Origin of the sequence: Tenacibaculum finnmarkense, from assembly GCF_900239185.1 — a bacterium.
GTDB classification, from domain to species: Bacteria; Bacteroidota; Bacteroidia; order Flavobacteriales; family Flavobacteriaceae; genus Polaribacter; species Polaribacter finnmarkensis.
This window is the reverse complement of record NZ_OENA01000036.1, coordinates 1-1,041: the sequence shown is the minus strand read 5'-3', so window position 1 is coordinate 1,041 and position 1,041 is coordinate 1. Positions and strand designations below refer to the sequence as shown.

Sequence of the window (1,041 nt, the reverse complement as noted above, 5' to 3'; positions counted from 1 at the left end):
AAAAAAGCTATTTTTGTGATTCCAAAAAAGACGATTTGAATATAGCTTTAGCCAAGTATTTTTTACCAGAAGGAATTTTAGATTATTTTGATATTGTTTCAGATAAAATTGAAAATGATCAGGTTCATTTTTATTTAGAAGAAAAGAATCTTCTTCCCAAAGAATATGAATCAGAAATAGCGCAATCGAAAGGATTTTTACCAGAAATAACAGTGGAAGATTTTCCTTTGCGAGGGAAATGTGTTTTACTTCATATAAAACGCCGAAGATGGACGCTTTTAAGCAGTCAGAAAATAATAAAAAAAGATTGGAATTTAATCGCAAAAGGCACTCGAATAACCAGCGAGTTTGCCGATTTTTTAAAAGGTATCTCTTAATACAAACGCCGTAAGCGCTAGTAAATTCGGGGATTATTATAAATTCAACGGAAAAAGAATGCAATACCTTTACAAAAATAAACTCAGCGATTTTAAAAGTTGGCATCAAAAAGAACATGCCGAAATAATCCAAAGAAGTTACGGTAGATATGGCTGTTGCCATGAATTTAATCGCCAAAAAATGCTTTCCTAAAACGGAAATAGTAACCGATAGATTTCACGTGCAAAAGCTTGCTTCTCAGGCGGTACAGGAGGTTCGAATTCGTTTAAGATGGGAGATTATCGATGTAGAAAATGAGGCAATTTCAAAATTAAAAAACACAACTACTATTTACAAACCTGAAATTCTTGAAAATGGAGAAACCAAGCGTCAGCTACTAGCGAGAAGTAGGTTTACACTTTTTAAATCGCAAGAAAAGTGGACGGAGAATCAAAAAGAAAGGGCTGTTATTTTATTTAATTTATATCCCGAGATAAAAAAAGCATACGATTTATCGCAAGGTTTAAAATCGGTGTTTGAAACGAAAACAGGAAAAGATGTCGCCAGAACAAAATTAGCGCTTTGGTATAATAAAGTGGAAGATGAAAATTTAAAATCGTTTAATACCATCAAAAAAACGATACAACATCATTACAAACCTATTTTAAATTACTTCAATAACAG

2 protein-coding genes are annotated in these 1,041 nt (G+C 32.3%); both read left to right on the top strand.

From position 1 onward, the window contains the following. Positions 1-377 (top strand): ISAon1 family transposase N-terminal region protein (locus tag AQ1689_RS03835; protein WP_422640691.1); only part of this gene is annotated, 377 nt, incomplete at its 5' end. A gap of 161 nt (positions 378-538) precedes the next feature. Beyond that, on the top strand, positions 539-1,041 hold a 503-nt coding region (locus AQ1689_RS13275), incomplete at its 3' end, for a transposase (RefSeq protein ID WP_232122636.1).